15 protein-coding genes, 2 tRNA genes and 2 pseudogenes are annotated in these 21,050 nt (G+C 55.3%); 3 read left to right on the forward strand and 16 right to left on the reverse strand.

Annotation, left to right across the window (positions count from 1 at the left end; all coding sequences use genetic code 11):
- Positions 1 to 9 precede the first annotated feature (9 nt).
- The 4 genes from AEAE_RS03855 to AEAE_RS03870 all read right to left on the reverse strand — a co-directional run bounded on the left by AEAE_RS03855 (position 10) and on the right by AEAE_RS03870 (position 4,956).
- Positions 10 to 801, reverse strand: a complete 792-nt coding sequence (locus AEAE_RS03855; RefSeq protein ID WP_094689801.1) for an isoprenyl transferase — start codon at positions 799 to 801, stop codon at positions 10 to 12.
- A complete protein-coding gene (gene recO, locus AEAE_RS03860) occupies positions 791 to 1,534 on the reverse strand; it encodes a DNA repair protein RecO (RefSeq protein ID WP_094689802.1) in 744 nt (247 codons plus the stop codon). The genes AEAE_RS03855 and recO overlap by 11 nt, the downstream gene beginning before the upstream one ends.
- A 3-nt stretch (positions 1,535 to 1,537) precedes the next feature.
- Positions 1,538 to 3,367 carry an alpha/beta hydrolase family protein gene (locus AEAE_RS03865; RefSeq protein ID WP_158520489.1) on the reverse strand — a complete coding sequence of 610 codons (1,830 nt, stop codon included), beginning with the start codon at positions 3,365 to 3,367 and terminating at the stop codon, positions 1,538 to 1,540.
- Positions 3,368 to 3,555: 188 nt separating this feature from the next.
- On the reverse strand, positions 3,556 to 4,956 hold the full coding sequence (locus tag AEAE_RS03870) for a hypothetical protein (RefSeq protein WP_158520490.1): 1,401 nt from the start codon (positions 4,954 to 4,956) through the stop codon (positions 3,556 to 3,558).
- Between the two features lie 263 nt (positions 4,957 to 5,219).
- Between AEAE_RS03870 and AEAE_RS03875 the strand changes: the two genes are divergently transcribed.
- A tRNA-Arg gene (locus AEAE_RS03875) sits at positions 5,220 to 5,292 on the forward strand.
- A 108-nt stretch (positions 5,293 to 5,400) separates the two neighbouring features.
- Positions 5,401 to 5,487 (forward strand) — tRNA-Leu (locus AEAE_RS03880).
- Positions 5,488 to 5,592: 105 nt separating this feature from the next.
- On the opposite strand, the gene AEAE_RS03885 is transcribed toward AEAE_RS03880, so the two are convergent.
- From AEAE_RS03885 to AEAE_RS03940, 12 genes and pseudogenes are all read right to left on the reverse strand, one after another.
- Positions 5,593 to 5,877 (reverse strand): hypothetical protein, encoded by a 285-nt coding sequence (locus tag AEAE_RS03885; protein WP_148139958.1) that lies wholly within the window; start codon positions 5,875 to 5,877, stop codon positions 5,593 to 5,595.
- An 89-nt stretch (positions 5,878 to 5,966) separates the two neighbouring features.
- Positions 5,967 to 6,674 carry a PIN domain-containing protein gene (locus tag AEAE_RS03890; protein WP_094689806.1) on the reverse strand — a complete coding sequence of 236 codons (708 nt, stop codon included), beginning with the start codon at positions 6,672 to 6,674 and terminating at the stop codon, positions 5,967 to 5,969.
- Positions 6,675 to 6,745: 71 nt separating this feature from the next.
- On the reverse strand, positions 6,746 to 8,092 hold the full coding sequence (locus AEAE_RS03895; protein WP_094689807.1) for a pyridoxal phosphate-dependent aminotransferase: 1,347 nt from the start codon (positions 8,090 to 8,092) through the stop codon (positions 6,746 to 6,748).
- A gap of 395 nt (positions 8,093 to 8,487) precedes the next feature.
- Positions 8,488 to 9,234: pseudogene (ppgK, locus tag AEAE_RS03900) on the reverse strand (polyphosphate--glucose phosphotransferase); the annotation flags it as partial.
- 126 nt (positions 9,235 to 9,360) lie between these two features.
- The gene (locus AEAE_RS03905; protein WP_244569613.1) at positions 9,361 to 10,479 is read right to left on the reverse strand and encodes a glycosyltransferase; all 1,119 of its coding nucleotides are present in this window, start codon (positions 10,477 to 10,479) and stop codon (positions 9,361 to 9,363) included.
- 106 nt (positions 10,480 to 10,585) lie between these two features.
- On the reverse strand, positions 10,586 to 12,145 hold the full coding sequence (locus AEAE_RS03910; RefSeq protein ID WP_094689810.1) for an MFS transporter: 1,560 nt from the start codon (positions 12,143 to 12,145) through the stop codon (positions 10,586 to 10,588).
- 654 nt (positions 12,146 to 12,799) lie between these two features.
- Positions 12,800 to 15,283 (reverse strand): annotated as a pseudogene (locus AEAE_RS03915) (ATP-dependent Clp protease ATP-binding subunit); the annotation flags it as partial.
- Between the two features lie 230 nt (positions 15,284 to 15,513).
- Complete coding sequence (locus tag AEAE_RS03920) at positions 15,514 to 16,422, reverse strand: DUF3027 domain-containing protein (protein WP_158520491.1); 909 nt, start codon at positions 16,420 to 16,422, stop codon at positions 15,514 to 15,516.
- Positions 16,423 to 16,484: 62 nt separating this feature from the next.
- Positions 16,485 to 16,874, reverse strand: coding sequence for a cold-shock protein (locus AEAE_RS03925; protein WP_094690110.1), 390 nt, complete (start codon positions 16,872 to 16,874; stop codon positions 16,485 to 16,487).
- Positions 16,875 to 16,938: 64 nt separating this feature from the next.
- Positions 16,939 to 18,693 (reverse strand): sensor histidine kinase, encoded by a 1,755-nt coding sequence (locus AEAE_RS03930; RefSeq protein WP_094689813.1) that lies wholly within the window; start codon positions 18,691 to 18,693, stop codon positions 16,939 to 16,941.
- Positions 18,693 to 19,436, reverse strand: a complete 744-nt coding sequence (locus tag AEAE_RS03935) for a response regulator transcription factor (protein WP_094689814.1) — start codon at positions 19,434 to 19,436, stop codon at positions 18,693 to 18,695. The genes AEAE_RS03930 and AEAE_RS03935 overlap by 1 nt, the downstream gene beginning before the upstream one ends.
- Positions 19,437 to 19,808: 372 nt before the next feature.
- The gene (locus tag AEAE_RS03940; protein WP_094689815.1) at positions 19,809 to 20,663 is read right to left on the reverse strand and encodes a TPM domain-containing protein; all 855 of its coding nucleotides are present in this window, start codon (positions 20,661 to 20,663) and stop codon (positions 19,809 to 19,811) included.
- Positions 20,664 to 20,737: 74 nt separating this feature from the next.
- On the opposite strand from AEAE_RS03940, the gene AEAE_RS03945 reads away from it, so the two are divergent.
- Positions 20,738 to 21,028 (forward strand): WXG100 family type VII secretion target, encoded by a 291-nt coding sequence (locus AEAE_RS03945; RefSeq protein ID WP_094689816.1) that lies wholly within the window; start codon positions 20,738 to 20,740, stop codon positions 21,026 to 21,028.
- Positions 21,029 to 21,050: the final 22 nt, after the last annotated feature.

Consider the following 21,050-nt stretch of genomic DNA (forward strand, 5'->3'; position numbering starts at 1 on the left):
TGCGTGTCGTCAAGCTTTTCCGAAACGACGGTGGCGATGTGTGTAATCCTCAATGCAACGCCAGAACACTTCCCTATTGCAATCAGGGAAAAGCTCGGGGACAAATTCGAACTCAGCGTACGCTGCTTCCCAGGCGAGGAAGTTCGACACGCGCTGCTCCCCCGAGGTGCGAATCACCAAGTCGCAGTCAGGAATATCGGGATTGTACAGGTGTTCGGCGATCATCTTTTCGCTCACGCGGTCGCCTTTGAGCTTGCCGGCAGCAACTTGGCGGGCAATGGCGCTCGCTGCATCAGCAATTTCTGCGCGTCCGCCATAGTTGATGCAGAAAACCACGTCGATAGTCTTATTGTTTTTGGTAATCTCTTCGGCTCTTTCGAGCTCATCGATCACCGACTTCCACAAGCGCGGCCTTCTGCCCGACCAGCGCACGCGCACTCCCCACTCGTTCATCTGATCGACGCGACGGTGAATAATATCGCGCGAAAAGCCCATCAGAAAGCGCACTTCGGAAGGCGAACGGTTCCAGTTTTCCGTGGAGAAGGTGTAGAGCGTGAGGTAGCGCACACCCGCTTCGATAGCTGCGGCAATGATGTCGAACACGACGGGTTCGGCGTGGCGATGGCCTTCCGTTCTCACCCAGCCGCGCTCTTTCGCCCATCGGCCGTTACCGTCCATAATCACACCGACGTGACGCGGGACGCTGCCCTTCTCAAAATGAGGAATGATGGAGGGATCCGAAAACGGAGCGGCAGGGATGCTCAGCGAAGTCGGGTCATACTGGGAGAAATCAATGCTCATATGACGAATGTAACAAGTTCGCCGAATGAAGTGACTGCTCGAGGTAATACTGTGCCCAATTCTCCACGATCTGCAACACCGGCTTCATCGGCTGGGGCTTCAACTGCTCCCAATCACCTAAACTGAGTGCGCGCAACTGTGACAGCTGCTCGGCGCTGATCGGCACTGAGGCGGGGCTCTGGTCGTCCGCACATACGCATCCGCCGTCGGGAATGGAGAAGAAGGCGAGATCGCACTGGTTCGAGTTTCGCGAGCAGACCACGCAGGTGGAGACGCTCGCCCTCCAGCCTGCTTCAGCGAGGGCGCGCAGCACATACGAGTAGGAGATTTGCCAGGCAGGATGCTGGTAGGTTGCCAACGCGTGGATCGCGGAAAGCAGCAGGTTGTATTGGCCTGGCAGGGCGTCCCCGTCGTCGGCGATGAGCTTGTCGGCCGTTTCCACCATCAAGTTCGCTGCTTGGTAGGCCTCGTAGTCGCTGACAATCGCCGTTGCGTAAGGCGCTGTACACACGGCTTGGGAGACGACTTGCAAGCTTGATTTGCCTTGGTAAAGCTGAAGATTATCACGCATGAAAGGTTCGAGGCGGGCGCCGAATCGCGATTTTTCGCGTCGGATTCCCTTCGCAACCGCACGCACTTTGCCGTGGTTTTTGGTCAGCAAAGTGATAATTCTGTCAGCCTCGCCCAGTTTCGCCGTCCTGAGCACCAGAGCTTCATCGTTATACGCAGGCATAGCTCACCAAATATAAATTCCGAGGAGTGCAAAAAGCACCAAGATTGCCACCATGGTGACAATAACCAGCAGGGCATACCAGAAACCAGTGCGGTTGAGGCAAGCGATCGGGCCTTCTTCGAAACGCGGATCGTCGTCGGAAGAATCGTCGAGCTGAGTGTGCCTTTCTTTGTTGTGTTCGCGCTTGGCAGCTTCTTCCACGGGGCGAATAACCATATTGCGTTGGGCGAGCCAAGCTTGCAATTTGGCGAATCGACGCTGCTCGAAGCGGCTTCTTTGGCGGGTGACTATAGCCCACAAATGCGGAAGATGACCGTGGCGCATGGCTGTTTCCAACAAGGCTGCGAAGAACACTGCCCAGGCGGCGAGCAGAATCAAGCCCAGAATTTGGCTGTTTTCCCACGAGTTCCACAGCGATTCAGGGTCCTTGGGCGGTGCTGCTCCCCAATCGAGGTAGACGACTGCGGAAATTACTTCTGCTAAGCCCGAGCCGAAGAGAGCCAGTGCGCCAACGGTGGCCAAGGAGAGCAGGGCAAGGGCCCGGCCAAAGCCGGGCACGAAGAGGTGCTGCACTTCTGTGCCTCGCAGGCGGCGGATGAGACGCGCAATGATAATCTCAAGCGTGAAGGCTAGGGAAACCACAAAGCCGACGAGGAAAACGACGAGAGCAGTGAGCAGAAGGCCGGTGAAGAAAGGCCTGGCATGAGCCGAGCGCGGAAGGGCGATCGCCTGGTAAATATCCTCGCCAGCGATATGCGGATTGACCTGCTTCTCGCCTTTCACCACGCCAGTCGTCCACGCCAGAATGTCGCGGATGAAGTTGTCGGTGAGCTTCGTGTTGCCGTCGCGCTCATTGCCGATGCGCAGAACGTGGTTGGCCAGAGGGTAATTGCGGATCACATAGTTGGAATTATGCGATTCGCGAGCCAATTCCATGAGCTTAACCGCGCCGTCAACCTGAGGGGTCATCACATCCTTCGAACCGTAGGCGAGGAAGGTTGGGATGGCGTAGGAATTGGTGTTGTACGGGTCAAAGTCAGCAATGGTGGAGTCGATGAAGCGGTAGTCCAGCGAGAAAATGCGATGGACGATGCCCTGGTAGCCGGGGTGGGCGCCGACGATAGAGAAATCAGCGTTGACGAAGTAGCCCAATGCTTGGCGGGGGCTGAAGGACATCGTGCTCATGAGCACTTGGAAGGCGATGTGCTTGTCCTTGTTGAGCATGACGGGGAAAATCCAGCCGGCTTCGGAGCTCGCGTAAATACCGACTTTGCTTGGGTTGACGCCCGGGTCTGCACGCAGAAAGTGGAGTGCTTTCAGGTAGGCATCTGCGCTTGCCTCGTAGTCGCGGTTAATGGCGGTGGTGTCCCACAACGGTTTGTCGATGTTGAGAGTGTAATAGCCTGCCGAGGCGTACCACGTCATGAGGTCGGCGAAGGAATCGTCCGTGGTGAAAGTGCCAGCACCGTGCATGAAGAGAATGCCGGGAGCTTTGCCCGGGAAGTTTTTCGGGTAGCGAATGAGCATGTTGATTCGCTGCTTCTTGCCAGTGCTGGGCTGGGTGGCGATGAAACTGCTGCGTTTTTCTACTACTTTGTAGCGGCCGGTATGAGAGGACAGTGCGCACAGGCCTGTGGTGTCAGCGTTCTGAGTTGTGCTGGAGTTCGCTGTAGCGTTGGCGTTCGCGGGGGTGTCAGCGTTTTGAGCCCTCTCACTTTCCCCACTGCAGCGCACGGATTTTTTCGTCGGCTCCATTTTCACCGCAGTATCGAATGTGGTGGCCGCAATCGTTCTGTTAATCGGGTTGATGTCCCACGTCGATTGAGCTGTCATCGAAAAAGTGCTCAGAACGAGGAAAAGCACAAGGAATACGGGCAGAGTGGCGACAATCCAACCTCGCCACGTCCAGTGGAGATTTCTGAAAAGTGTATGTTGGGGTCTGCGCAAAGCAAACCAGCCTGCTCTCTTCACAGAAGGGGCAGGCTGGTGCTGGCCGTCATGAATTCTGGCCATTCGTCCTCTCACTCAGATGTGTGTGGCTGCTGCGAACCGCCAAAGGTCAAGGAAGGAATTTCGAAGCTTCCCGTCGAGCTGACCGAAGAGTTCATCACTTCGTCAAAGTAGGAGTCGACAGGCTGATCCTTCTTGTCATCATCATCGCCGCTGGCATGATCAGTACCGTTATGCTCAGTGCTGTTGTTTTTAGCACTGTTGAGTTCAGCGCTGTTATGTTCAGCGCTGGCAGAGGTCGTATCAGAAGCAACAGAAGCAGAGGCCGCGGAAGCATTCTGTTCAATGCGTGGTGCAGCAGGTGCCGGCGGGAGCGGCTCATTCTGCTCGCCTGCCTGCCCGGTATACGCAGGTGCTTCATCGTAGTGAGAATCCTGGGAAGTACCGTGCAACAAAGAAGAAACACCAGAGGTTTCCGGCTCCTCAGAAGCAGCGACTGGAGCGGCCGAAGATGCTGGAGCTGCAGAAGTTGCAGGCGCGGCCGGAGCTGGAGGAAGAGGTCCTTTTCCATTCGCCTCAGCTGCGTCATTCGCCTGCTTGTGGGCAAAGTCGAAGGCGAAACCCTCATCCTTTTGCTCAAGAGGTTCGAGAACCTGAGTTTCCTTAGCAGCCTCAGCGCCTGCTTGCTCGCGAGCGTGAGAATCTGAAGAAACATTGGCTGCGGAATCAGCACCACCGACTTCCTCGCCACCTGCGTGAGAAGCGGCAGAGGATGCGGAAGGAGCCACCAAACCGGCTAAGCTCTCCTGAGAGGTCATCGGCACGGAAGAAATGTGAGTATCCAAGCCCATGCGCTCCACCGACTCGACGCGAGTGAGCACCTGAATGGCGCGGTTCAAATAAGCGTCCACAGAAGATTCGTCGTAACCGTGATGTGCATTGCGCTGGGTAAAGATGGCGTTCGCCACACGCGAGGAGGTAATGAGATCGGCGTTACGCACTTCATCCAAAGTGTTCGGAATACCCAGCAGCTGAGTGATGCGAGTCCAAGTTTGCATGACGAGCAGATCAACCTGCTTACGGTCATAGGAAGGATGATGGCGCAGGCCTGGCTTGAAGCGCTGACGGTTAGGCGCCTCGGCGCGCTGCTGGAGGGTTTGTGCCAAGCCGAGGGTTTCTTGATCCCACTGGCGGCGTCCCTCTTCGGCGATCTGTGTTTGAGTGTTCTTGTCGACGATGGCGCGTTCCAAGCGGATGAGCGTGGCATCGACTTGACCGATCACATAGCCATTGCGTTCCAGGTCGAAGCTGGTCAGCTGAATTTCTTCTTGGCTGAGCTGTGGGTCATTGTTTTCGTACATTTCGTGCGCGCGCTCAAGAAATTCATCAACTTGAGCGACGTTGTAGCCCCACTTGCGCTTCCCTGCTCGATCGAGAGCAGACGTCTTTTCTTCGCTCTGCTGACTGGTCATCAACGGCCTCCTCATAGTTACTCTGAGAACAGATTACGCCACTTGAAAGACTCACGCACAGTTAAGCGAAACTTTTAGCCGAAATCTTCCCAAATGCACTGCTCAGGCAGGCTCATAGCACAAGCTCGTCGGGAAGGCTCGTCAGGCAGGCTCATCGCACAGGCTTTCCTCAACGCGGCACACCTGTTCATCGCGCACACTTGCCTCGACGCGGCACACCTGTTGCATGTTCGACGATTGAGAGGTGTATAGTAGCAGGGTTAGGCCCGGTAGCTCAGGGGATAGAGCGCCACTCTCCTAAAGTGGGCGTCGTGTGTTCGAATCACATCCGGGCCACTCGTGTTGTGTTGAGCAAATATCTTGAGATTATCACTGCTCCAACACGCCCAACACGCAGATAACTTGCGAAGTGTGCTTCATGCTCATATAGTTATCACTGTTCTTGCGAACGTGGCGGAATGGTAGACGCGCTGGCTTCAGGTGCCAGTGACCGCTAAGGTCGTGAGGGTTCAACTCCCTCCGTTCGCACCATGTAACCGGGTCGAGAGATCCGGTTTTTTGTTTAATGGCCGCCCGAGCAGCCTCTAGCCCTCTAACCTTAACTCCACGATTGAGCAAAGAAAACTATAAAGCCAATCACTTGTGGCAGTAATAGGCAATCAGTATGGAGGCTATCAACATGACTATAGTTGCTGCAGTGGTAAGTGTAATAGTCATCCAGCGAGGAACATCGCTAGCTTTCAGCGCACCAAGCATTGAACTAAAAGTTCCCCAAGTCACATAGAAACCAGGAAGCAGGAACTTTTCAATGGGAAAGCTTCTGCTGGTGATAAGCCAGAACTCAAAAACCGCTCCAACGAGAAGAAAAGCCTCTCCAGTCCACATGAAGCCTTTCCATTGTTTCTTTGTTATTTTTAACATACTGCAACCCCCGCATAACCTATTATGGCACCAGTAACACGAAAACATAAAAACGTGAGAAAGGCTAACACGCCGACGAGCATGAGAAGTTAGAAACCTCCCGCCTCATGCATAAAGGTAGCCAAAGTCACTTCATTATCATGAGGGCGCTCGAGAACAATCGCGCGCGGTGTGGTGGATGGATCCGCAGATGTGAAGTCGGTCGGCGGAATGAAGATGCCGTGCTGAAAATCTTGAGCGCTAAATTCAGAAGACCAGTACAGCTGGAGGCTCCTCACCCACTGGCCCAACGGCGAATCGTGAGTGGCAAGGTCAACGGCGACGAAACGCGGCAAAGCGACATGCGACAAGCGGATCAGCTGCGCCAGCCTCGACCAAAAGAGGAAAGCGACACGGAAATCGAAGTCGAACTGACCACGCGCTGCCGCCACCAAAACCTCAGATGTAAGCACCCAGCGAGCGTGCCGCACAGCGGAGCCCTTCACAGAGTCAGCCACAGAAGAGCCTGACGCAGCAAACAGCGTGCCTTGCAGCTTATCCTGCTCAGAGGCAAAACGGTCGTCGTCAAAGACAGCCGCGTCACTGAATTCGGCGGAATCGTCACGGGCGTGCACGTCCTCGAGGGGTAAGAGCGCCGGCTGGTCAGCGCGATCGGCAACTGCGCGTGAGGCGCGTGAGGAAATACTCGCCGTAGGTGGGCTCACGCGAGCTGATAATCTGTGGCCAGGCTGGGAAGCCTTGGCAAGACGAACCTCAGGGCCAAAAAGAGCCCCTTGAACAGCAGAATCGACTTGCATACGCGCCTCCTTACCTCGAGCTTAGCTCACTTCGCAGCTCTTGAGATTAACAGCGCGCAAAATGCAAGCCTTTACGCAATCAGCTCATCAATGGTGGCCAGAAGCGTGCGAATACTGGAATCGAAAAGCTCAGGCTCAGGCAAGAGCGAAACGCACACGTAACCGTTAGACGGCATATCGAAGAAGTAGCCTGGCTGTGCAGTGAGCTGGTGGCGCGAAATCAGCGTCGTGACCAGCTCAGATTCGTCGATAACCGAAGGGAAGCGCAGAATTACGTTCCAGCCTCCCTCAGAGCGCAGCAGGCTGACAACTCCCGTTTCACTGGTGGCAAGCAGCTTTTCGAGGTGCTCCAGATTAGCATGCGTGCGAGCACTCACCCGCTCCACTTGCTCCCCCACATGCGTGAGCAATTCAGGAATGCGCTCAGCAATCAGCGAGGACATCGGCAGGAAATCGTCTGCGATAACATCTAAGCGCTTTTGAGCTTGCTCTACCTCAGCGCTTGGGCCAGAAACTTGAATCCAGCCCACCTTGGCGTGAGGGGCCGCGAGAAGCTTGGAGAAACCGTCGAGAGCAAAAGTGAGAACGCGCTGCTCGCCTGCAATGCGATGGGGAGTGTTGAGAGGCTTCAACACATAGTCGAAGAACACTTCGTCGACGATGAGCGGAAGATCATAGCGCTGGCAGATGTCAATGAGCTGCTCGTAGTCGTCTTCACGCACGTAAGAGCCGCTCGGGTTATTGGGGTTGATGAGAATCAGCGCGCGGATCGGTGGAATATCGCCCGTGTCTTCACTGTCTGCGGCGAATGCGGAGGTTCGCTGCTCCTGCTCGCTTTCGCCCGTTTGCTGGGACAAACTGGCACGGACGAGCCTTTCAACTTCGGGAACATCGATCACCCACGAACCGTCATAGCGCAAAGGGTAGGTGATTGCTTCCACATTTTCCAGGCGTCCCAGCGAGGAGATCAACGGGTAGCCTGGCGTGGAGCACAGCACAGCGTCACCAGGGTCACACAGCAGTTTCATCAGCCATGAATAGGCTTCCGAGGTGGAGGAAGCAAGGTAGAGCTGGTCGGGTTCGACTGAGGAAGCAGCATGCTCCCGATTATCAGCGTGCTCAATTCGAGTGTTCTCGCTCACGCTTTTTCGAGCAATAGCGCGAACCACGTCGCTATCGAAACCACCATGAGCTAAACGTTTCGTGAGAAATTTGGCCAGAGCAACGCGAGCTTCCTCTGGCCCGCGCGGCTCGGCTGTATAGGTTTGTGGTAATCCTGCGAGAGTGAGATTATGATGCGTCGGATTGGAATCGTTGAGCTGGTGGAGCGCCACACCCTCAGCCTTCATCTTCCTTTGCAAGGCGATAATTGGGTTGGCTTCGCTCACATCTACGCGCGATGAAAAATAAACGCTCATATTCTCCCCTTTACTGACCTTCTCAGTATAGAGAGCCGCCCGCCAGCACAGGTGAAGTGACCAGCAAGATTATCACCGCGAAGATTATCAGCGCGAAATGGTGGCGCGATGTCACTGCGAGGATTATCACCGCAAAACAAAAGCCGCCAGAGAGTGACCTCTCCAGCGGCTTAGACAACGATTGTGCCTCAACTACTCCACCAGCGTTCACCGTTTCGGAGAGCGTCAGCAATTGCGCAGTGCGCTCAGGCAGGAAGGATTGCCGTATCCTCCGGCAAAGCCTCACCCTCCGCTACTGGCTTGCTGGGCACAGCTGCGGAAGCAGGATACTTTTCCTCTTCCTTGCTGGCAACCTCAGCATTAGCCTGAGCCTTCTCCTCCAGCTCAAGCTGGTGAGCTGCATAATAGGCAGAACCCACGATGCCAGCGTCATTGAGCAGCTTGGCAGGAACCATAGGAGTGGTGACATCGATATACGGGAAGAACTTCTCCGACTTCTTCGACACGCCGCCACCCACAACGAACAGATCAGGGTTGAAGTACTTTTCAAGCAAGCGATAGTACTTCGTCAAACGCTTGCCCCACTTCTTCCAGTTAAGGTCCTTACGCGAGCGAGCACCATCCGAAGCGTAATGCTCAGCATCCTTGCCTTCGAGGTCCAGGTGACCCAGCTCAGTGTTTGGCACCAACACGCCGTCAACAATGAGAGCAGTACCAATGCCAGTGCCCAAAGTCGTGGCAATCACGAGGCCAGGAACATTCTGAGCAGCACCATAATGCACTTCTGCTAATCCTGCTGCATCAGCGTCGTTGACCACGTGGATCGTGCGGCCCGTCTTGGTGGACAAGAAGCGAGCAACGTCAAGACCAACCCAACCCTGGTCAAGATTTGCCATGAAGTCCAAAGTCTTACCTGGCTTGACAGGTGCTGGGAATGCAACGCCGATTGGGGTGCCATCTTCGACTTCGAAGTGGTCGAGAATTTCCTTCACTACTTCCGCAACGGCATCTGGGGTACCTGGCTGCGGAGTGGGAATCCTCAGTCGATCTTGCGCGAAGCGTCCCGCATTCAGGTCGACGGGTGCGCCCTTGATACCCGAACCACCGATGTCGATTCCAAAAGCCTGAGCCGTAGGAATCATTTTTCCTCCTCCGTTGAGCTTGCGCGGCGAATTGCCACTGCTACCAATGTACCCCCAAAATGCCAGACACGTGTTTCTCACACATTTCTTTTTGAGATTATCAGCGCAGTGAAGGAAGGCTGGCACTTACTCTTTATTCGCTTTGCTGTCCTCGTCAGAACTGCCACTGGTCGCACTTTCACCGTCGGCACTAGCCTTGCCACCCCACGGGTGCGAGCCCTCAGCCATGGTCAAACGGTCAAAACCAGGCTGAACAGCGTTTTCCTCCAACGCAGGCATCGGCTGCCAAGAAGAATCGTGGAAAATTGCATGAGAATCACGCCAACCACGCACCAGTGCAGGAAGGCCCGTCTTGAAATGCCTGTCCACAGCAGCGATGCGAATCACCTCTTTAGCAAAGGTGAGAGCAGTTCCGAAGGCGAATGCAGCAGAGTGATAATCTCCATGAACCATGAAATAACGAGCCATAAAGCCGCGGTTACGCATGATGTAATAGCGCGTCATATCCGAAGTAGAGTTGAGCCTGCGCACCGTGCCCAAATGAACGTTGTTGAGCGTGCGAGTGCGGCGCATCACGAAATCCGGGATCAAAATCGGGTTGCACAACGTCGAAGCGAGGTAACCGTACATCGTGTCATCCCAGTAGATGAAGAAACGCGGGTCCGGGAAGCCAATCTTGCTGATAATCTCGCGCGAAAACAGGCCGCCCTCAAAGCAAGCGGTATTCATCACGCGGTACGGCTTGTTCTCAAACGCCGACGGAGCGATAGGATCTGGAATGCCCAAGCTCGTCAGGAAGTGATACTGCCAGTAGAAAGGCTTACCGTCAAAATTCCTGCGCTGGCCCTGGATGACTGGGTAGCCCTTATCAGCCCAAACCGAGAGTTTTTCCATACCGTCGGGAAGGATGGCAACATCGTCATCCATCAGCCAAAACCACTGCGCACCCAACTCGTAGGCCGTGCGCGTGCCGGCTGCGAAACCGCCAGAACCGCCAACATTACCCGTCATCTGCTGGAAGACCACGCGAGAGGTGTTGTTCCAGTTATCCACCCCGGTGTCGCCCCACTTGTCACGAACCTGAGAGCGGAATGTGTCGACGATGGAGCGAGTGGCGTCGCTATTTTCATTGTCGGTAATCACGATGCGCCAAGGAGCCATGCTCGATTCCAGGATGGAATCAAAAAGCGTGCGCAAGAGCTCTTGACGTTTGAAAGTCACGATGACAATTGCCAGTTTCTGCATAGTCTCTACCCTACTCGCACTGGCTGAGTTCTGGCACCAGGCTGCTGGTAACAAAAACGGGATGGCCGAAACCATCCCGTAGTGATAATCTCAAGAACCTTTGAGCTTAAGCTTCCTGGCGAGGCTCGCGCACCATCAGCCAAGCCACAATAATGCCCAGCAAGAAGACGATGGCGAGTACCAGCGAGTGGCTAGCAAATGCCGAAAGATTATCAGCAGGAGCAGGATGAGCGCTGAACTTCGCCAAAGCATTGGCGTACAAGGCCATCGCGATCGTGCCAGAAAGCGAGCCAGCAACCTGCATCGAAGTTTGAATAGCCGAAGAGACGTCCGGCACCGACTCGGCAGGAACCAGCGAATACATGCGCGCCTCAATGGTCGGGTTAGCGAATGCCACACCGCAGAAGGCCAGCAGCGCGCCGATAAACATGAGCGCCAGAGTGGCGTTCTTGCCCACGATGGCGAAGAGCAAATAGCCCAGCGACACGAGCACCAAGCCGCCCACCACAGTCACCGTTGCGCCCATACGGTCGAAGAGGTGACCAGCCCACACGGCGAAGAGCTGCGAAAGGACGAGCGGGACCATCATCAACAGCGAGTTGGCGGTTGCCGTGAGCTTGAGGCCCTGCTGCATAGCCATCGGGAAGACGGAGGTGAGGTCGATGTTGACGATCATGAGCAGCATGAGCAGCACAATGCCCGAGACCATCGGCGTGCTCTTGAGCAGAGACAAGGCGATAATCGGCTTGTAACCTTTGGCCTGGGCGTCCTTGCTTTCCAGCCAGAACTGGCGACGGCCGGCGAAAACCAGCAGCACCAGGCCCACCACAAAGGTGAGCCACGATTGCCAGGCGGTGAGAGTCGAACCGAGCATATTGATGCCGAAGATGAAGATCAGGAAGCCGACAGAGCCCAGCACTGCGGACAGCCAATCGACTTTCGCACCGCGGTGTTCGGAGACGTCAGGGACAACGGCGAGGGCGACGAGGAAGAGAATCGCCACACATACGGCCGGAACAATAAAGAGAACATGCCAATTGAAGCCGCGGTCGAGCATAATACCGGCGAAGAGTGGGGCGAAGCTCGGCCCCAAGCCCATCATCACGCCGCACAGAGCAGTGATCAGACCATGACGAGCCGGCTTGGTAATCTTCAAGGCCACGGAGAAGAGCATCGTCGGGATCAAGCCTCCGGCGAAGCCTTCCAGCACGCGTCCTGCGATCAGCACACCAAAATTCGGGCTGATAGCGTCGACGACGAGACCGACCACCACGAGGGCGAGAGAGCTCAAAAACAGGGTGCGCGTTGAGGTGCGGCGAACAATAAAGGCGGAAATAGGAACAGAGATTGCCATGGCTGCAATGAAGGCCGTCATGGTCCACTGCACTGTTTGCAAGTCAAGCTTCCAGTCGGCCATCACTTGGTTGTTCGCCACGGAAAGCAGGGTTTCATTAAAGGAGAGGAAGAAGGCGGCCAGCATGAAAAGGGCGAGCACTCCCCCGACATTTTTCACTACGGTTGCTGGCTGTTGCTGTTGTTCATTGGGATTGGGCTGGTGTTCCTTGGTGGAACTGGGCTGGTGTTCGTTATTGGAATGAGTGCGAGCCGCTTCTGAGGTCTTCTGTGACTTCAGGAGAGTTGAGCTCTCGTGTCTTTCGTCCGACATATCTCTCTCAATCTGTTATTGCTAAGGGCTTCTTCGATTCCTCAGCAGTGGGCATTGCCACAGCAATTATGAAACAGCACACAACGTATTCCCAACTTTCGACGCTGAGAGAGAACAAACGAAGGGAATTTGCCTAGATTATCAATAACGCGATATTAGGCGCTCACGTTTGTGGCGGCCGCGCTGCGGGGTGGCGGCCGCGCTGCCAACGACTCTGTGTTTGGACCGCGCTTAAGCCCAGCCAACGGGCCGTTTAGTTGCACGAAAAAGGGTGCTCCCTCGCGGAAGCACCCTTACGCTGCGATGTCAGCCGCTGCTCACATCACAACGAATTCATATCACAGCGAGCTCACATCACAGTGAACTTACATCGCCGTCCGAGGAGCTGTCAGCACCGTGGCCGCTCTGACCATCCTCATTCTGCGAGCCATCAGCCTGCTGCGATCCTGCTTCATCAGAGGAGTTGGCTGGCTGCTGTGCTGGGCCATCATCGACGGTACGCGGCTGAGCATCAGACTGCGAAGAACTATCATCCGAGTTCTGGGAAGAACCCGAATTGTTGGAATCCTCAGCATTCTTCGGTGGGTCCACCGAAATAATGTCGAGAGTCTTCTCAGGCTGCTCATTCGCCTTCTCGATGGCACTCTTCTCGTCCTCGTTGAGCGGCTGGCCAGTGAAGGTGAAGTCTGCGGCATCGCCTTGACCATCCACGCCCACAAGAACAGCCTCGCGGTCATGCAAATCTTCCATCAGAATGCGCTCGGAAATGGCATCCTCGATGTCGGACTGGATCACACGACGCAGTGGACGAGCGCCCATTGCTGGGTCGAAGCCACGAGTAGTGAGCAAGTCCTTCGCTGCATCGGTGAGTTCGACAGCCATGTTGCGAGCGAACATGCGCTTGTTGAGGCCTTCGATCTGCAAGTCAACGATCTGGCGCACCTGATCCTTGGACAGCTGCTGGAAGACGATAATGTCATCCAAGCGGTTCAAGAACTCTGGGCGGAAGTTCTGCTTGAGGTCAGTCACCACCTGAGCACGCATATTCCTGTAGTCGCGCTCCACGCTGTTTTGCAGAGCAAAACCAGTGTTCTGCGACTGAGTGATGTTAACCGTACCGATGTTGGTGGTCATGATGATGATCGTGTTCTTGAAGTCCACGGTCCTGCCCTGGCCATCCGTCAGGCGGCCATCATCCAACACCTGCAACAGCGAGTTGAAGATATCCGGATGTGCCTTCTCGATCTCGTCGAAGAGGATGACAGAGAACGGACGACGACGCACCTTTTCGGTCAGCTCGCCGCCCTCGTCGTAACCGACATATCCCGGAGGTGCACCGAAGAGACGGGAGGCCGAGTACTTCTCGCCAAATTCGGACATATCCACACGGATCAGCGCGTTCTCATCGTTGAAGAGGAACTGTGCCAATGCCTTGGCGAGCTCCGTCTTACCCACACCGGTTGGACCGGCGAAGATGAACGAACCCGTTGGACGGTTTGGATCCTTCAAGCCCACGCGAGCACGACGAATAGAACGCGAAATGGCCGAAATGGCTTCATCCTGGCCAATCACGCGCTCATGGAGAACCTTCTCCATATTCATCAGCTTGTGAGCTTCCTGCTCGGTCAGCTTGTTGACAGGAATGCCGGTGGCATCGGAGACGACCTCGGCGATGATCTGGTCGGTGACAACCATTTCCTGGTTATCCTCGCCCTTACGCCACGATTCTTCCTTTTCCTTACGCTGCTTGGTGAGCTTATCCTCACGGTCACGCAAGTCGGCAGCCGTCTCGAAGTCTTGAGCTTCAACAGCCTTCTGCTTCTTGGCCTGAACCTCGGCGAGCTCCTTATCGAGCTGCTTGAGCTCTGGCGGGGCGGTCAGGCGGCGAATGCGCAGGCGTGCACCAGCCTCATCGATCATATCGATAGCCTTATCAGGAAGCTTACGATCCTGAATATAGCGTGCCGACAGCTCAGCCGCTGCCTGCAAAGCAGCGTTGGTGTAGCTCACGCGATGGTGGTTCTCATAGCGAGACTTCAAACCTTGCAAGATTTCCACCGTGTCAGCAACCGAAGGTTCCTTGACATCGATAGGCTGGAAGCGGCGTTCCAAAGCCGCATCCTTTTCGATGTACTTACGGTATTCATCCGTCGTGGTAGCGCCGATAGTCTGCAGCTCGCCGCGAGCCAAAGCTGGCTTAAGCAAGTCGCCGGCACCCATAGAGCCACCTTCCGACGAGCCTGCGCCCACAATCTGGTGGATCTCATCGATGAAGAGGATGATGTTGCCGCGGGTTTGAACTTCCTTGACAACCTTCTTGAGCTTCTCTTCGAAGTCGCCGCGGTAGCGAGTACCGGAGACCACAGAACCCAAATCCAGGGTGTAAATCTGCTTGCCCTTCAAGGTTTCTGGCACATCTTGATTAACAATCTTCTGAGCCAAGCCTTCAACAACAGCAGTCTTACCCACGCCTGGGTCGCCGATGAGCACAGGGTTGTTCTTGGTACGACGCGACAACACCGTCATCACGCGCAGAATTTCCGTGCTACGGCCCACCACAGGGTCAAGCTTGCCTTCTGCTGCCAGGGCGGTGAGGTTACGGCCAAACTGGTTGAGCAAAGTGGAGCCAGTCTGCTGTGCCTTCGGGGTAACACCGCCAGCCAAAGCTGCACGGTCCTTCTCCTCTTGGCTTTGGTCTTCATTATTACCACGAATAAGCTTGATAACGGTCGAGCGCAACTCGCTCAAATCGACGTCCATCTTGGCCAGAACCTGTGGGCCCACGCCTTCGCCTTCGCGAATAAGGCCCAGAAGAATGTGCTCCGTGCCAATGTAGTTGTGACCCAGCTGCAGAGCTTCCCTCAAGCTCAATTCCAACACTTGGCGAGCGTGAGGAGTGAAGGGGATGTGTCCGTCTTCACTTGCAGTTCCCTCGCCGATCATGGCAACAATCTGCTGGCGAACGCCTTCCGGATTCACGCCGTGCAAGGACAGCGCCTTAGCAGCAACTCCGTCACTTTCCTTCACCAGGCCGAGCAGGAGGTGCTCGGTGCCGATGTAGTTGTGATGAAGGCTACGTGCTTCGGACTGCGCCAAGACGATCACTCGGCGAGCTCGGTCAGTAAACCGTTCGAACATGTATTTTCCTTCCGACTTCGCCTGTCACCTTCAGGCGAAGACTGTCACCTTCTGTTCTGCCGTTCTCCCTGCCCTGGCGCTAACGTCTGGGAGGCGAGGCAACCAACATTTCAGAAGTTGAGTCGTTTACTATCAACTTTTATACAACGATCTGTAGCCAGCTGGCGAGCATTCAGCTCCTGGCGCTATGGAATAAAGGTTATCAACACTCCTCAGGATTATCAGCGCGCTCAATCAGTTGACGCGTCGCGAAGAGTATTCTGATCCTCTTCCTCCAAATTCTCAATCACATCAGCTGCAGGCGGATCCACACGCGCAGTGCGCGCCAGAATATCAATATGCTGGTCGTCATAAATCGGCTGATTCTCCGGCCACAAGCCCTCCTGCTGCTCGGGTTCAATATCCGAGTGCTGACCGCAACCATGATCAATAGAGACCACTTTGCCATCATCAGGGCTCCAGCGGTTTGCGCACACGCCAAAGTAGCGACCCAGCGAGCCGGAGAGTGGAATGAAGAATGCGCACGAATCGCAGTGATGACCTTGAGCCGTCTGTGTCGACAGGGACTTTGGCCCGTGCGAGCCCTCATACCAGCGCTTTGCCACTTCTTGCAAAGCTGGGCCGGTGAGCACACGACGACGCGTCAAGCGGAAGGTTTCCACCGCTTCCTTTACATCATCGGGAGAGTCAGCAGGGTCCAGAGGCTGATGCTCAGCATCAAGCATCTGGCCACCATCCGCTTCCTCGCTCATGCCTTCTTCGAGGCGCTCATCATTTTTCGCTGTACCCAAGCGGTCATCAGGGTTGATGTCCTGCGGCTCGAGCCTCTCACGGAAAGGCACCCATTGAGGTGCTACAAGCGAAGCAGATGTTGGTAGCAAAGCTGTTTCGTTGATGGTCCACTCGTCAAATTCGACGTCGTGGAACATGCTGACTGCCCACACCCAATGCTCGTATCCGCGCAGCTGGGAGTCGAAGCGGAAGTCGTAAACATTGTCATCTACTTCGCTTCTTTCGAGGAATTCTCCCACGGCCTGCTCATCTTGAGCGTACTCGACTGCAGCTGCTCGCGCCTTCTGAACCAGCTGTGGGATGTCACTGGTATGGCCAGCGAGATTATCACCGTGTTCTTCGTTCACTGCTTTCACTTTCCTCGAATTGTTCCGCGTATGGAGTATCTGCGATCCTTGATAAGCGTTACTCACTCAGGAACGTCAAAGTTATCAGCAACTGCGCGCAGTAACTTCGCCATCTGGCGAGATTCCTGCTCCGATGGGTAATGCTTCCTGCGCAGCTCACCGCCCGCCTTGTTCAAAACGTTGATCAAGTCCTCCACAATGGCGGCCATATCTTCTGGGTTTGGCCTCGTCGCGGCAACGATAGACTGGCGGGTTCCCACAATCTTGAGGTCCATCACTTCGGGCCCCTTACGGGAATCGACAACAGAAAACTCGACGCGCGTACCCTTCTTCAGCGTGTGCACGCCTGCTGGCAAAGCTTGCTTTGACAGATGCACGTCCTTGCCATTGTCATCGATGACAAACCCATAACCGCGGTCAGTGTCAAACCACTTTACTCTTCCCGTAGGCATATGCATCCTTTCTCACGTATCACTGCCTCACAATTCTAGACGAAAAGCGCGAGCTCGTGCGAAATTATGCCTCATGCGTGTTCAGATTACCAGAACTGCTCATCTCCTGCGTCGGAAGATAAATGGTGTGTGTTAATCCTCCGCCATCGGTTGTGGACGCGACGATCGCCCCAGAATGAGCCTTGACCACCGACAGAGCAATAGCCATACCCAAGCCGGTGCCGCCCCTTTCGCGGGCGCGCGAGGCATCAGCAGTGTAGAAACGCTCGTACAACTTGCTCAGCGAGTCCTCGCTCACACCAGGGCCATGGTCGCTAATACGGATCACAGCGTAAGGGTGAATGCTTGCCGGATCAGCCTGCGGGTTCGTCGCCATAGCGATCGCGTATTCCATCTGCTGGGTCGTGCTCGCCTGAGGCTGCAACTTCTTGACCACCTGCGGCTCAATTTGAGCGCTGACGTGGCCCAAAGCGATCTCTACCGGAGAGTCAGACGGCGTGTAGCGGTGGATATTACCCACAATATTGGTAATCACTTGCCTCAAACGCTGCGAGTCACCGCGAAGAGTGATCTCAGAAAGCTTGCCTTCGCTAAACTGAGGCTCGGCAGTAGGAATATAAACAGGGGCTTGCTTTTTCTTCTTGCCGCTTGCCTGCTCATTCCCCGTTTGCGCAGGAAGCATGCGTCCGCCCATCTTGTAGGTGAGCTCGCCGACGCGAATGTGGCGGCTCGGGTCCAAAGCATGAAGGTCTTCAGCGCTATCCAAGAGCAGTTCATCGAGGCGAACCTGCTGGTTGCGGTCGACTCCCCTGCCCTCATCCATACGCGCCAAACTGAGAAGGTCCTCAACCAGCAAGGTCATACGTGAGGCAGAGCGCTCAATATTATCCAGCGACTTTTCAGCCACTTCGATACGCTCTTCCACCGGAAGGCCAGCGTGCATATGGTAAAGCTCCGCGTTGCCATGAATGACGGCGAGCGGCGTACGCAACTCGTGGGAAGCGTCGGAAACAAACTGCTTCATCTTCGCGTTTGTACGCTCTTCTTCCTGGAAACTCTCCTCAATTCGCGAGAGCATCGTGTTCAGCGATGCAGAAAGCGAACCGATTTCCGTACTCACCGGAGCGGAAGGAACGCGCTGGGAAAGGTCGCCTGCAGCAATGGCGGCAGCGGTTTTCTCGATCTTTTTCAGCGGTTGCAAGGTTCGCGAAATAACGGCGGTGCCCAAGCCCATGGCAATGATGAGAATGGCGAAAACCACCAAAATAAAGTAGCGCGAAATTGCTGAGGAGGTATCCAATGCGTCAGCCAAGCTCAAACCGAGGTAGGCGATACCCGATGTGTCATTTTCGGTATCGACCCATTTGAGTTTTATCACACGCCAGCTGGCCGCATCTTGCACACTCAACGTTCCTGAACCGCGCTTGATCAGCTGCGCGGAGACGGTGACGGGCTGGCCAAAACCGAAGGATGCAGAAGAACCGCTGGCGGGCAACGAAGGCCAGATCACAGCGCCGTCATGAGTCGAAGGTGACAAAGGCGTACTGATAATCTTATTGCTGCCGTCGCGAATTTGCAGGAAATACTCCGTCAGAGCGTGGTTTGCGGGGTCCGAGGAGCTGAGCTGTGAAACCGAGGAGATGACAAGAGAAGCCTGCCTTTCCAGCTGCTGATCCGTCCTTTCAAGCATGTAGCCCCACACCATTTGACGAGTGGCCACCCCGGCTGCTGACAGGCCCACCGAGAGCAGGAAAAGAAGCAAGCAGATAAGCTGGGTAGACAGGCTAATCGAATCGAGATGAAGAGCCTTACGCAGCATTAGCGACGACCCTGTTGAGGTTCACGAATCATATAGCCAATGCCACGCTTGGTTTGGATGAGCGGGACGACCTGCTGTTCTTCACCGTTTTCATCCTTGTAGGTGACGCCGTCGATCTTCTTGCGCAGGTAGGAAATGTAGGATTCGACGATGGCTGCGTCACCACCCCAGTCGTACTGCCAAACGTGGTCGAGAATCTGGGCCTTGGAGAGCACGCGGCCCGAGTTGTCCATCAGATAGCGCAAAAGCTTGTATTCCGTGGGGCTCAGGTCCACCGGGACGCCGTGACGCGAGACGTCATGGGAGTCCTCGTTAATCTCCAAGTCAGCCACCGAGATGACCGGGCCGTCTTCTTCATCTTGGCGGGTGCGGCGCAAGATGGCGCGAATACGGGCGACTACTTCCTCCAGGCTGAATGGCTTGGTCACGTAGTCGTCACCGCCGACCGTCAGGCCCATCACTTTATCTTGCGTGTCGTCGCGCGCGGTGAGGAAGAGGACCGGTGCGGTAATGCCGTCGTTGCGGATACGGCGTGTTACCGTAAAGCCGTCAATATCTGGGAGCATGACGTCCAGAATGATGAGGTCAGGACGCGACTTCTCGATGACGTTGATGGCCTCGGTGCCGTTTGCTGCGGAAACGACGTCAAAACCGGAGAAGTGCAAAGATGCGGTGAGAAGGTCGCGGATGGATGGTTCGTCGTCTACTACTGCGATCGTTGCTTCTACTCGTCTGTCAGCCATGGTGCCTCCTCGTTTTCGCTTCCGTCGCTGCTCGTGTTGCGTGTTCTTTGATGCCGGTTTGTGGCGCTGCATTATGTGCGACGGAAGGTGATTCGACCTGTTGTTTTTAATGGTATGTCAGATCGAGTCGGTTTTAGCTAAGAAACAGAAGGCTTTACGCAAATTCACAGAAAGTATCCAGATTAGCAGTACGAGGAAGCTTCTCCCCCTCCTCTTATACCGACGACCTGCGGTCTGCGGCCTGCGACCTGCAGATGTGAGACTTGCGACCTGCAGACTGCGAGACTTGCGACCTGCAGACTGCGACCTGCGGCTTGTGGTTTGATACCTGCGGCCGAGCGGCTGAGCGGCCGGTGTCAGTTGGTAGAAGCGTCAGCGGAACCGTCGGGCAGAATCAGTGGCAGCGTCAGTAGAATCAGTAGCGGCGTCAGTCTTTTCCGCCTCCTGTTGCGAGCTGCCTTCAACCGCGGAATCGGCAGAAGCATTGACAGAAGTTTCGGCCGAGGTACCTGCAGAAACAGGCTGGCCAGAGTGGCGACCCGCGTGCTGCTTAGAGAACACACCGCGAGACGCAAGCCAGACCACAAAGGCAACCACAGCAAGGCCCAACAGCACCAGCAGAACAACACCGGCGATCTTCAGCGCCTTCCACATGGGGGCAGAATCACTGGCCTTCTTCTGCGCAATCACTTCGTTAGCCAAAGCAGTTGCAGCACCTGGCCAATCAGGAGTTTTATGCGCAACCAACGGATGCGCAGCAGCGTTCGAAAGAGCAGCGATAGTCTTTTTGTCCTTGAGCCACGCTTGAGAGTTGTCTGAAGCTACGACGGCGAGCTTGCCATCCTGGGAGGCAAGAGCCAGAAGAACGGTGTTGGGCTTGGGCTTTGCCTGGTTCAACTGATCATGAGCCCAGTCGACCGCTGATTTCTTCGTGTTGAAAGTACCCAAGTACATCAGAAGGATGGTGACTCCTGTTTCCTTCTTCGCCTTCTTCACGGCATCGGTCACTTGGGACATTGCTGAGCCGAGCAGATTTTGCGTATCCACAATGGAGGATGTGCTAATCAGGCTGGTGTCCTCTTGAGAGTCGGCTTCATCATCAGCAAAAGCGGGAGTAATAGCGAAGGCGACAAGCGCTACCAGGGCAAGAAAAGCTGCCACAATGCGGCGGAATGCCAAATTATCCACAGGAGAAGAAAAAACATGTTCGCGCTTGTTCTTGTTCATACGCTCAGTGTACCGGCAAATGTGACAACCGTCATACCGGCGAAATACGAAAACCTCGACGAGAAAGGATTATCATGACGAGTTTTCAGGTTGATTCTGCGCAGATCGCCTCGAGTTCTGCGGCTGTGAGCGCTTCTATCGGTCAAATTCGCTCGGCTGTATCAGCCATGTATGCGAACCTTCAGCAACTGCAAAGTGTGTGGACAGGCTCGGCTGCCACCCAGTTTGGTGCTGTTGCTCAGCAGTGGAGAGCGGCGCAAACGCAGATGGAGGCTTCGCTGGAGTCGATTCAGAACTCGCTGTCGCAGGCGTCGATGCTGTATGAGGAGACGGAGAATCAGGCGAGCAGGTTGTTCGCTCAGTGATGACACTCCCGGATTTTGCAGG

Origin of the sequence: Aeriscardovia aeriphila (assembly GCF_002259595.1) — a bacterium.
GTDB lineage: Bacteria > Actinomycetota > Actinomycetes > Actinomycetales > Bifidobacteriaceae > Aeriscardovia > Aeriscardovia aeriphila.